Origin of the sequence: Stenotrophomonas sp. BR163 (assembly GCF_047520985.2) — a bacterium.
GTDB classification, from domain to species: domain Bacteria; phylum Pseudomonadota; class Gammaproteobacteria; order Xanthomonadales; family Xanthomonadaceae; genus Stenotrophomonas; species Stenotrophomonas sepilia.
The window spans coordinates 124057-135773 of sequence record NZ_JAXBRE020000004.1 but is presented as its reverse complement, the minus strand read 5'-3'; the positions used below and the strand labels follow the sequence as shown (position 1 = coordinate 135773).

Sequence of the window (11717 nt, the reverse complement as noted above, 5' to 3'; positions counted from 1 at the left end):
GACTGGGCGCCTCGCCTCGCGCCCCCGGACCCGCATGAACGCCCGCCTGTTCCGCTTCGGCATCAACCTGTGGCCACCGTTCCTGTTCACCGGCATCCATGTCACCCGCATCACGCCCGATTACCGGCAGATCGACGTGGAGCTGCGGCTGCGGCCGTGGAACCGCAACTACGTCGGCACGCATTTCGGCGGCAGCCTGTTCGCGATGACCGACCCGTTCTGGATGCTGGGCCTGCTGCACATCCTCGGCCGTGACTACTACGTGTGGGACCGGGCCGGTGCGATCGATTTCCTCAAGCCTGGCCGGGGCACGGTGCGCACCTCGTTCCGCATCGACGATGCGCTGCTGTCCGAACTGCGTGCCGAAGCGGCGGGCGGCGAGAAGGTGCTGCGCTGGTTCAGCAACGACGTCGTCGACGACAGCGGCGAGGTGGTCGCCCAGGTGCGCAAGCAGGTCTATCTGCGGTTGAAGCCACACGCGCGCTGATCCGGCGCGGGCGCTGTCCTCTGCTGCCCTGCCAGGGAGGCTCCGATGCGCCCGTATGCGCGTGTGCACCTGCGGAGCGAAGGCAGCCGCGAGGATGACGAGGACAGCGCGCACTGGCCGCCGCTGCTCAGTCGCGCGCGGCGGCGGCCGGGGCGTCCCCCGCCACCATCGGTACCGACAACCATGGGCTCTCGTCGGTGCTGCGCGGCGCTGAGCGCCGCGGTACCTGCAGCCGGCGGCCATCGGCCGACAACTGCGGTGTGCGCACCTGCGAGCGGAACTGGGCAGGCAAGCGCTTCAGCGCATCCACAGGGTCCTCGGCCTGCTGTCGCAGCCAGCGTTGCGCACCGATCAGCCGCACCATCGCGGCAGCATCCTGGGGCCGTGACGAATAGGCCGGATAGGCCGGGCCCGCGATATCGGCCAGCACGCACCCCATGACGTTCGACAGGCAGCCGAAGTCATGCTGCGGCGGTGCCGGCACCGGCAGCGGGCGATCCGCCTCCAGCGCGGTCATCGCCGCCGCGCCACAGGCCCAGCCCAGGTTGCCCGCCACACGCGCCAGGGTGCTGCTGCGATCGAGGACCAGCACGCCACCGAACTCCTGCGCCGAGGTTTCGATCGCAGCCCTGCTCATCGCATACTCGCCCTGCATCGCACGGCACAGGCTCTGTTCGGCGGCCCGCATCGGCTTCATCGCCTGCTCGCATTCCGCAGGCAGCGGCTGCTCGGCCGGCAGTTCAACCAGCATGTCGGCCAGCAGCTGGGCATTGGCCTGCACCAGGCTGGCACCGATGATGCTCTCCACCAGGTAGCTGCCGCCCGTCACCAGCCGGCGGCCCAGCTGCAGCCCGCGGCAACTGCCACGCAGCGCACCGTCGATATCACCCTGCACATAGGCCAGCGCGCGTGCGCTGGTGGCGTCGATCACCAAACCATAGGTCGGCATCGGCACGAGGATGCCTTCCCCTTTGGGCCGGAACGGCGACACGAAGTGATCCGCATCGGCCAGCTGGTCCAGGCGCGCATGCAGCTGCTGGTGGCCAGCGTGGGCATCGACGAAGCGCTGCGGGTCCGCGCGCACCTGGCCGAGGCAGTCACTGGCGGTCGGTCCGCAGCTGGCCGAAGGCCGTGAATGCAGCTCGACGTGGTCCTCTGCCAGCTGCGGACGGGCGCCGCCCTTGCCGCGCGGATCCGCCTCCCAGCGCTGTACATCCCGTGCCAGCGCCTGATCGCGCTGGCCCGGGTCGAGATCGTCGAACGCGAGTGTCCACAGCAGCGCAAAGCCGTTGCGGCCATCAGCGGGCAGGCGGGCCTGCAACCGCTGCTGGGCCTGCAGCCGTGATTCCGGCACCGGCCACATGCGCGAGGCACACCACACCACGATGGCCAGCACCAGCAGTCCTGCCAGGGCCCAACCCAGTCCGCGCAGAATCTTCAACACAGCTTCCCTTCCATGCATCGTTGCCGCAGTCGATCCCCCAGCGTAATCGACCGGCTGAGGCCGCTACAATGCGCGCATGTCGCTCGAAGCCCCCGCCCTGGTCCCCCGCCCCTCCCTGCAGCGCCTGTTCCTGACCGGCCTGCTGACCCTGCTGCCGATCTGGCTGACCTGGGTCGTGGTCAAGTTCGTGTTCGTGCTCCTTTCGGGCATTTCCAGCCCATTGGTGGTGCCGCTTTCCGAGCAGATCGCGACAAGCTTCCCGCATTACCTCGGCTGGGTCCGTGCCGAGTGGATCCAGAACACCATCGCCCTGCTGGCCACCCTGCTGGTGATCCTGGCGGTGGGCGTGGCCAGCCGCCGCGTGCTCGGCCAGCGCCTGCTGCGCTGGGTCGGCGCGGTGATCAAGCGCATTCCGCTGGCCAGCATCATCTACGACAGCGCCAAGAAGCTGCTGGACATGCTGCAGACCGAGCCGGGCAGCACCCAGCGCGTGGTGCTGATCGATTTCCCGCACCGCGACATGAAGTCGGTCGGGCTGGTCACCCGCGTGATCAAGGAACACGGCACCGACCGTGAACTGGCCGCGGTGTACGTGCCAACCACACCGAACCCGACCTCGGGTTACCTGGAGATCGTGCCGGTGGAGCTGCTGACCCCGACCGACTGGACCGTCGACCAGGCCATGAGCTTCATCATTTCCGGCGGTGCCGTCGCACCGTCCAGCGTTCCGTTCACGCGCGCAGGCGAACGCAGCGAATGACCACCGCGGCGCCAATCGAGCGCCCGCTGCAGGACCGCGCGGTCCTGCTGTTCATCGTGCTGGCCGCGTTCTTCTGCGGCAACGCCGTGCTGGCCGAACTGATCGGGGTGAAGATCTTCTCGCTGGAAGACACCCTCGGCATTGATCCGCTGAACTGGAACCTGTTTGGCCAGACCGGTTCGCTCAGCTTCACCGCCGGTACCCTGCTGTGGCCGGTGGTGTTCATCATGACCGACACGATCAACGAGTTTTTCGGCAAGCGCGGCGTGCGCTTCATCTCGTGGTTGGCCGTGGTGCTGATCGCCTATGGCTTCCTGTTCGCCTTCGCAGCGATCTCGCTGGCGCCGGCCAGCTGGTGGGTCACCTCGATGGACGGCCACGGCGTGCCGGACTACCAGGCGGCATTCGCAGCGGTGTTCGGCCAGGGCATGTGGACCATCGCCGGTTCGCTGGTGGCCTTCCTGCTCGGCCAGCTGATCGACGTGGCCGTGTTCCACCGCATCCGCCAGGCCACCGGCGAGCGCCACGTGTGGCTGCGTGCGACCGGATCCACCGCGATCTCCCAGGTGGTGGACAGCTTCGTAGTGATCTGGATCGCCTTCGTGCTCGGCCCGCAGCACTGGCCGACCTCACTGTTCCTGGCCGTCAGCAGCGTCAACTACATCTACAAGATGGGCTTTGCGGTTGCCTTGATTCCACTGCTGTACCTGATGCGGCGTGCGATCACCCGCTACCTGGGCGCAGACAGGGCCGCCGCGCTGCGCGCCGCGGCCGCGGCTGACTGAAGCCCCAGCGACGGCAAGCTGACTGCGCCTTCACGCTGGCCGTACGCGGCCGGATCGTGCAAGCTCCACGGTCTGTGTTCCACGGAAGCTCCTGATGCCGCATCGCACCCGCGCCCTGGCCGCCGCCATTGCCGCGTTGTTCCTGTTCAGTGCCGTACCGTCGGCCGAAGCAGCGAAGAAAAAGGCCAGCCGCCCTGCCGCCGCGCAGACCCGCCAGGCTGCCAAGCCCAAGGCCAGGCCCGCCCGCGCCACCGCGCCGGCGCGTGGCAGCTCGGCGCGCCGCGCCGCGCCGCGCCCGGTCGCCCCGGCCCGGGCCGTACCCAAGCAGGTGCAGCTGGAGCGCCTGTACGACGAGTACTGGGATGCCTCGATGCGGTTGAACCCGCTGCAGGCCACCTTCCAGGGCGAGGCCCGCTACAACGACCAGCTGCCCAACATCCTGTCCGCCGCCTGGCGCCAGCAGTCGCACGACTTCACCACGCAATGGCTGGGCAAGGTCGAGAAGCTCGGCAGTGACGGCCTGCAGGGCCAGGACCTGCTCAGCTACGAGATCTTCGTGCGCGACGCGCGCGCATCACTGGCCGCCGAGCGCTACCCGAGCTGGATGATGCCGATCAGCCAGTACTACAACATCGGCAGCATCATGGCGATCCTCGGCTCCGGTGCGGGCGCACAGCCATTCAACACCGTGCAGGACTACGACACCTGGTCACGCCGTTCGCTGGGCATTCCCGAGCTGTTCGACCAGGCCATCGACAACATGCGCCAGGGCATGAAGGCCGGCGTGGTGCAACCACGCGACCTGATGGAAAAAGTGCTGCCGCAGCTGGATGCGGTGATCAAGCCCACCGCCGAGGAAAGCATTTTCTGGTCGCCGATCCGCACCATGCCGAACACCATCCCGGCTGAGGACAAGGCGCGCATCAGCGCCGAATACAAGCGCATGATCGAGCTGCGCATCATGCCGGCCTACCGTGCCCTGCGCGGCTTCATCGCCACCGAATACCTGCCGGCCACACGCACCAGCAGCGGCCTGGGCGCATTGCCCGATGGCCAGGCCTGGTACGCCAACCTGATCGTGCAGACCACCGCCAGCGACCAGACCGCCGCACAACTGCATGCGCTGGGCGAACAGCGCGTGCAGGAACTGCAGGCGCAGATCGCCACGGTGATGAAGGACGCCAAGCTGCGCGGCTCTCCCACCAAGCTGCTGCGCAGCATGCGCAACGACCGCCAGTTCCAGTACGGCGACGCCAATGCGCTGATCAACCGCTACCGCCAGGTGCAGCAGCAGGTCAGCGCACGCCTGCCGCAGGTGCTGGATACCTTGCCGCAGGCACCGCTGGAAGTCCGTGCGGTGGAACCGGAACGTGCACTGACCGCCGCCGCTGCCGCCTATCAGCCGTCGGCGGCCGGTCAACCGGGCGTGCTGTACGTCAATACCCGCGACCTGCCCAGCCGCAAGCGCTGGAACGTGCCGGTGCAGTACCTGCATGAAGCGATCCCGGGCCACCACGTGCAGCTGGGCCTGCAGCAGGAGCTGGCCAAGCTGCCACGCTTCCGCCGCCTCGGTGGCGATCTCGCCTTCGTCGAAGGCTGGGGCCTGTACGCAGAAACGCTGGGCGAGGACCTGGGCATCTACACCGATCCCTACGACCGCATCGGCTACCTGTACTCGCGCCTGCTGCGCGCCGCCCGCGTGGTGGCCGATACCGGCGTGAACGCCCAGGGCTGGAGCAAGCAGCAGGCTGTCACCTACCTGCAGAAGACCGTGGACATGAGCAGCGACGACGCCAGTGCCGAAGTCGAGCGGATCATGGCCCAGCCCGGCCAGGCGCTGTCGAACGTCGCCGGCCTGACCACCATCGTTGCCCTGCGCGACAAGGCCAAGGCGCGCCAGGGCGCCGCCTTCGACCTGCGCCGCTTCCACGCCGAACTGCTGAAGGACGGCTCGATGCCGCTGGACGTGCTTGACCGCAAGATGGAACGCTGGATGGTTCAGCCGGCCAGCACTCCGCCCACGCCTTCACCTTGACCCCTCCGGAGCCACCATGCGCCCTGCCGTCGCCCTGTTCGCCGTCGTGCTGGGCCTGCTGCCTTCAACGGGTATCGCCGCACCGGTGCTGACGCCACCGGATGCGGGCATCGACGGGCTGATGCAGGCCTACGACGGCCAGGTACCCGGTGCTGCAGTCCTGGTACTGCACGACGGGCAAGTAGTGTTCCGCCGCGGCTACGGCCTGGCGGTGGTGGAGGACGGCACCGCGGTCACCCCGGCCAGCAACTTCCGGCTGGCCTCGGTCAGCAAGCAGTTCACCGCTGCGGCGGTGCTGCTGCTGGTGGAGGATGGCCGGCTTGGGCTGGATCAGCCTGCCCGGCAGTGGCTGCCCGAACTGCCACCGGCTGCGGCAGCCATCACGATCCGCCAGCTGCTCTCGCACACCGGTGGCCTGCTCGACTACGAAGACCTGATGGATCCAGCTGATACTCGGCAGGTGGATGACGCCGACGTGCTGGCCCTGTTGTCGCGCCAGGACCGGCTGAACTTCGCGCCGGGCACGCAGTACCACTACAGCAACAGCGGCTATGCGCTGCTGGCACTGATCGTCGGCCGCGCATCCGGCCAGGATTTCGCAGCCTTCCTGCAGCAGCGCATCTTCCGTCCACTGGGCATGGCCCACACCGTGGCCCATCAGGACGGCATCGATACCATCGCCGCACGCGCCTATGGCTACAGCTGGATCGATGGCCGCTGGCAGCGCACCGACCAGAGCGCCACCAGTGCCGTGCTCGCCGATGGCGGGATCTACTCCTCGCTGGACGACCTCGCCCGCTGGGATGCGGCGCTGTACGACGACCGCCTGCTGTCGAAGGCCTCGCGCCGCGCGATGTTCAGCCCGGCCACATCGACATCCGAACCGGATGTGCCGCACTACGGCTTCGGCTGGCGCCTGAACGGCCCAGTGCAATGGCACAGTGGCGAAAGCATCGGCTTCCGCAATGTGATCGTGCGACACCCGGAAAAGCACCTGACCGTGATCGTGCTGACCAACCGCAACGCCCCCGAACCCTATCCGCTGGCACTGAAGATCGCCCAGCGCTGGCTGGACACCCTGCAATGAACACTGGTTCCGACGCCCTGCTGGGCATCCACCATGCGGCACTGATCTGCAGCGATTACTTACGCTCCAAGGACTTCTACGTGCGCATCCTCGGCCTGCGCGTGCTGGCCGAGAACCACCGCGCTGCGCGCGATTCCTGGAAACTGGACCTGGCCCTGCCCGACGGCGGACAGCTGGAACTGTTCTCGTTCCCCTCGCCACCGCCCCGCCCCAGCCGCCCGGAGGCCCAGGGCCTGCGCCACCTCGCGTTCCGGGTGGCCACGCTGGAGCCGTTCATCCAGCGCCTGGCCGCACATGGCGTGGCCTGCGAACCGATCCGCGTGGACGAATACACCGGCCGCCGCTTCACCTTCTTCGCCGACCCGGATGGCCTGCCGCTGGAGCTGTACGAAGTCGGTTGACGCCCCTGGGGTCAGATCCCTTTTCCGACGGAAAAGGGATCTGACCCCATCGCCGCCACCTGACGCCTCATCCACGCATGGCGTGGATCTACCGTGTCGACCAAGGTCGACACCTACCAACAGCCGAAGGAATTTGTCAGAGGTGGGGCGGTGTGGGTGGGCAGGACCGTTGGCGCCATGGATGGCGCCATCGAGCCCCCATGGGTGAGGGCGCTTTGCTTGCGAAGCAGTGCTTCGCAAGCGCCCGAACGCCCAGCCGCCAGCGGCTGGGCCGGACCGCGGAGCGGGGTTTACGGCGTGTCCTGCCCACCCACACCGCCCCGCCATCCCACGGAATTCCGCCGTTGAGGTTGCCGGCCAGCGGCCGGCACTACCGCGGGTGCAGGGCGCAACCCTGCAACGCCCCCCTTCCCCATACTCCGCCGAATGGGTATACAGTCGACCCATGCCGGCACCGTGCCGGAATGAACCCTGGGAGGGGACCATGCGCAAGACCTTCAAGACCCTGCTGCTGGCATTGCCGCTGTGCCTGGCCGCACTTTCGGCGCAGGCCGCCGACGGCGCCGCCGGCCGCTGGAAGACCATCGACGACAAGACCGGGAAGGTGAAGTCGATCGTCGAGATCACCCAGGCCCCCAACGGCACGCTGACCGGCAAGGTGGTCGACATCCTGCACTCGGACAAGGGCCCGAACCCGGTCTGTGACGGCTGTGAAGGCGCCAACAGGAACAAGCCGGTGAAGGGCATGACCATTCTCTGGAACCTGAAGGCCGACGGCGCCAACAAGTGGTCCGGCGGCACCATCCTCGACCCGGCCAACGGCAAGACCTACAAGTCGAAGATGGAACTGCAGCCCGGCGGCACCCGGCTGGACGTGTCCGGCTGCATCGCCTTCATCTGCCGTGCGCAGACCTGGCAGCGCGAATAAGCGCTCCGCACCTGCTTCAACCCCGTGACCCGGCCCCGGCCGGGTCACGTCGTTGCGGGCATGCGATACTCTGCGGTTCCCTCGGCTTCACCCCGCGACCATGACCCGTACCGCGCTCGTCACCACCGCCCTGCCCTACGCCAACGGCCCGCTGCACCTGGGCCATCTGGTCGGCTACATCCAGGCTGACATCTGGGTACGTGCGCGGCGAATGAGCGGCGGCAGGACCTGGTTCGTCTGCGCCGATGACACCCACGGCACGCCGATCATGCTGGCCGCGGAAAAGGCCGGGGTCACCCCGGAAACCTTCATCGCCAACATCCAGGCCAGCCACGAACGTGACTTCGCCGCCTTCGGCGTGGCCTTCGACCACTACGACTCGACCAATTCGGCGGCCAACAAGGCGTTGACCGAGCAGTTCTACCTGAAGCTGGAAGCGGCCGGCCACATCAGCCGCCGTTCGGTCGCGCAGTTCTACGACCCGGCCAAGGGCATGTTCCTGCCCGACCGCTACGTCAAGGGCATCTGCCCGAACTGTGGCAGTGCCGACCAGTACGGCGACAACTGCGAAGTCTGCGGCGCGACCTATGCACCGACCGACCTGAAGGAGCCGCGTTCGGTCATCTCCGGCGCCACGCCGGAAATGCGCGATTCGGAGCACTTCTTCTTCGAGGTGGGCCACTTCGATGCGTTCCTGCGCGAGTGGCTGGCCGGCGATGTCGCCCTGCCGGGCGTGAAGGCCAAGCTGGGCGAGTGGCTCAATGCCGAAGGCGGCCTGCGCGCGTGGGACATCTCGCGCGATGCGCCGTACTTCGGTTTCCAGATTCCCGGCCAGCCGGGCAAGTACTTCTATGTCTGGCTGGACGCACCGATCGGCTACCTGTCCAGCTTCCAGACCCTGTGCGGCAGGATCGGTGAGGACTTCGAAGCGCACCTGCGTGCCGGCACCGCCACCGAACTGCACCACTTCATCGGCAAGGACATCGTCAACTTCCATGGCCTGTTCTGGCCGGCGGTGCTGCACGGAACCGGCCACCGCGCGCCGACCCGCCTGCACGTCAACGGCTACCTGACCGTGGACGGCGCCAAGATGAGCAAGTCGCGCGGCACCTTCGTGATGGCCCGTACCTTCCTCGATGCCGGCCTGGAGCCGGAAGCGCTGCGCTACTACTACGCCGCCAAGTCCGGCGGTGGCGTCGACGATCTCGACCTGAACCTGGGTGACTTCATCGCCCGCGTCAACGCCGACCTGGTCGGCAAGTTCGTCAACCTGGCCAGCCGCTGCGCCGGCTTCATCAGCAAGCGCTTCGACGGCCAGCTGGCCGCGCAGCTGCCCGATGCGGCGCAGTACCAGCGCTTCGTCGATGGCCTGGCGCCGATCCGTGAAGCCTACGAGCGCAACGACCCGGCCGCGGCGATCCGCCTGACCATGACCCTGGCCGACGAAGCCAACCGCTACATCGACGACGTCAAGCCGTGGGTCATCGCCAAGCAGGAAGGCGCCGAGGCGCAGCTGCAGGCCGTGTGCAGCCAGGGCCTGAACCTGTTCCGCGTGCTGGTCACCGCGCTGAAGCCGGTGCTGCCGGCCACCGCCGCGCAGGCCGAGGCCTTCCTGGCCGCGCCGGTGAATGACTGGACCGAGCTGGCGCAACCGCTGCTGGGACACCGCATCACCGAGTACACCCCGCTGTTCACCCGTATTGACCCGAAGAAGATTGACGCCATGATCGACGCCTCCAAGGACACCCTGCAGCCGGCGGCTGCCGCTGCCCCCGCCGCCAAGCCGGCCGCCCCGGCTCCGGCCCCGGCCAAGGACGAAGCAAAGAGCGCCGACGCCCCGGCCTACATCGGCATTGACGATTTCGCCAAGCTCGACCTGCGTATCGGCAAGGTGCTGGTCTGCGAGTTCGTGGAAGGTTCGGACAAGCTGCTGCGCTTCGAACTGGACGCCGGCGAGCTGGGCAAGCGCCAGATCTTCTCCGGCATCCGTGGCAGCTACGGCGAACCGGAGCAGCTGGTGGGCCGCAGCGTGGTGTTCATCGCCAACCTGGCCCCGCGCAAGATGCGCTTCGGCCTGAGCGAAGGCATGATCCTGTCGGCCGGCTTCGACGGTGGCGCACTGGCGCTGCTGGACGCCGACAGCGGCGCGCAGCCGGGCATGCCGGTCCGCTGATGCCTGCAGCGGGCGTGGTTACGGCCACGCCCGCCGGCAGCTCCGGCCCCGGGACGCAACGCGATGGGAAGCAACGCAATGGAACTGGCGCTGTTCGACTTCGACCACACCGTGACCACCTGCGATACCTATGGCCGATTCCTGCGCCGCGTGGCCACCGCCGAACAGCTGGCACAGGCATGGTGGAAAGTCGGGCCGTGGCTGGCCGCGTACAGGCTGAAGCTGATCTCGGCCGAACGCATCCGTGCACGCGTCACCCGCCTGACCTTCAGTGACCGCCACAGCGATGACATCGCCACGCTGGCCGCAGGCTTCTCGCGCGAGTTCCTGCCCGACGTGGTGCGCCCGGAAATGCTGGAGCAGATCCGCTGGCACAAGGAACAGCGGCACACCGTCGTGATCGTGTCGGGCTCGCTGGACCTGTACCTGCGGCCGTGGTGCGAGCAACTGGGCCTGCAGCTGATCTGCAACCGGCTGGAAAGCCAGGACGGCCGCCTGACCGGCCGTTACGCCGGTGGCGACTGCGGTCCGCGCAAGGCCGAGCACATCCGCCGCCAGTTCGATCTGTCGCGCTACCTGCGCATCCATGCCTACGGTGACAGTTCCGAAGACAAGCCGATGCTGGCGCTGGCCCACGAGCGCTGGTTCCGCGGCAAGCCCCTGAAATAACCCAACGCGCAGCCTTCGCCACGCATGAGCCTGATCCCGCCCCTGACCGAACGCCTCGACCGCCTGCTGCCGCAGACCCAATGCGGGCAATGCGGCTATGACGGCTGCCGCCCGTATGCGCAGGCAATGGCACGTGGCGAGGCGGGTGTGGACCGCTGCCCGCCGGGTGGCGACGCCGGTGCACGGGCGTTGGCGCAGGTGCTGGGTGTACCGGCGATTCCGTTCGATCGTTCGCGCGGCGAGCACAAGGCGGCCCAGGTGGCGTTGATCGTCGAAGCCGACTGCATCGGCTGCACCAAGTGCATCCAGGCCTGCCCAGTGGACGCCATCGTCGGCGGCGCCAAGTACATGCACACGGTCATTGCCGACCTGTGCACCGGCTGCGAACTGTGCATCCCGCCGTGCCCGGTGGACTGCATCGAGCTGCTGCCCCTGTAACAGGGGTCAGATGCCTTTCCGCAGGAAAGGGACCTGACCCCATCCCGCAGTTACGGCACCGCTGCCGTCACCACGATCTCGACCTTCCACTCGGCGTGCGCGAGCTTGGCTTCGAAGGTTGCGCGGGCCGGGGTCGCGCCCTCGACCACCCACTCGTCCCACGCCTTGTTCATGCCGTCGAAGTCGGCGATGTCGGCCAGGAACACTTCCGCACGCAGCACGTGCTGGCGATCGCTGGCGACCAGCGCCAGCAGCTTGTCGATCTCCGCCAGCACCTGCCGGGTCTGGCCGGTGATGTCCTGGCTGGTGTCTTCCGGAATCTGGCCGGAGAGGTAGGCGACCTTGTTGTACACGGTCATTTCGGACATGCGCGGTCCGACGTCGTAACGCTCCATCATGGGCGTGGCTCCTGCGGGTGATCAGGCCCGCATTGTCCTCCAATCCGGTCAACGGTGGGTGCACGGGTCCCCCGCGCGACACGTCACTACCGGGCTCCGACACATCCGCTGG

12 protein-coding genes are annotated in these 11717 nt (G+C 67.7%); 10 read left to right on the top strand and 2 right to left on the bottom strand.

Features of this window, described 5'->3' with window-relative positions; genetic code table 11:
• Positions 1-34 precede the first annotated feature (34 nt).
• Positions 35-487 (top strand): DUF4442 domain-containing protein, encoded by a 453-nt coding sequence (locus ACM0PY_RS04900; RefSeq protein ID WP_111201791.1) that lies wholly within the window; start codon positions 35-37, stop codon positions 485-487.
• A 127-nt stretch (positions 488-614) separates the two neighbouring features.
• On the opposite strand, the gene ACM0PY_RS04895 is transcribed toward ACM0PY_RS04900, so the two are convergent.
• Positions 615-1931: a hypothetical protein gene (locus tag ACM0PY_RS04895; RefSeq protein WP_180884559.1), complete on the bottom strand. Its 1317-nt coding sequence runs from the start codon at positions 1929-1931 to the stop codon at positions 615-617.
• Between the two features lie 76 nt (positions 1932-2007).
• Here ACM0PY_RS04895 and ACM0PY_RS04890 point away from each other — a divergent pair, with 76 nt between their 5' ends.
• The 9 genes from ACM0PY_RS04890 to rnfB all read left to right on the top strand — a co-directional run bounded on the left by ACM0PY_RS04890 (position 2008) and on the right by rnfB (position 11207).
• Positions 2008-2691 carry a DUF502 domain-containing protein gene (locus ACM0PY_RS04890; protein WP_005418129.1) on the top strand — a complete coding sequence of 228 codons (684 nt, stop codon included), beginning with the start codon at positions 2008-2010 and terminating at the stop codon, positions 2689-2691.
• A complete protein-coding gene (locus ACM0PY_RS04885) occupies positions 2688-3476 on the top strand; it encodes a queuosine precursor transporter (protein WP_180884557.1) in 789 nt (262 codons plus the stop codon). The genes ACM0PY_RS04890 and ACM0PY_RS04885 overlap by 4 nt, the downstream gene beginning before the upstream one ends.
• A 94-nt stretch (positions 3477-3570) precedes the next feature.
• Entirely contained in the window at positions 3571-5511 is a 1941-nt protein-coding gene (locus ACM0PY_RS04880; protein WP_180884556.1) for a DUF885 domain-containing protein, read from the top strand.
• A gap of 16 nt (positions 5512-5527) precedes the next feature.
• Positions 5528-6598, top strand: coding sequence for a serine hydrolase domain-containing protein (locus tag ACM0PY_RS04875; RefSeq protein WP_134972596.1), 1071 nt, complete (start codon positions 5528-5530; stop codon positions 6596-6598).
• Entirely contained in the window at positions 6595-6999 is a 405-nt protein-coding gene (gene gloA2, locus ACM0PY_RS04870; RefSeq protein WP_134972595.1) for an SMU1112c/YaeR family gloxylase I-like metalloprotein, read from the top strand. Before ACM0PY_RS04875 ends, gloA2 begins: the two co-directional genes overlap by 4 nt.
• A 484-nt stretch (positions 7000-7483) precedes the next feature.
• On the top strand, positions 7484-7927 hold the full coding sequence (locus ACM0PY_RS04865; protein ID WP_049415741.1) for a DUF2147 domain-containing protein: 444 nt from the start codon (positions 7484-7486) through the stop codon (positions 7925-7927).
• Positions 7928-8027: 100 nt separating this feature from the next.
• The gene (gene metG / locus ACM0PY_RS04860) at positions 8028-10100 is read left to right on the top strand and encodes a methionine--tRNA ligase (RefSeq protein WP_180884554.1); all 2073 of its coding nucleotides are present in this window, start codon (positions 8028-8030) and stop codon (positions 10098-10100) included.
• Between the two features lie 78 nt (positions 10101-10178).
• Positions 10179-10769 (top strand): HAD family hydrolase, encoded by a 591-nt coding sequence (locus tag ACM0PY_RS04855; RefSeq protein WP_134972598.1) that lies wholly within the window; start codon positions 10179-10181, stop codon positions 10767-10769.
• 24 nt (positions 10770-10793) lie between these two features.
• The gene (rnfB, locus tag ACM0PY_RS04850; protein ID WP_061480619.1) at positions 10794-11207 is read left to right on the top strand and encodes an Rnf electron transport complex subunit RnfB; all 414 of its coding nucleotides are present in this window, start codon (positions 10794-10796) and stop codon (positions 11205-11207) included.
• 50 nt (positions 11208-11257) lie between these two features.
• Here the strand turns inward: rnfB and ACM0PY_RS04845 are convergent, their stop codons facing one another.
• On the bottom strand, positions 11258-11605 hold the full coding sequence (locus ACM0PY_RS04845; protein ID WP_005418155.1) for a RidA family protein: 348 nt from the start codon (positions 11603-11605) through the stop codon (positions 11258-11260).
• Positions 11606-11717 lie beyond the last annotated feature (112 nt).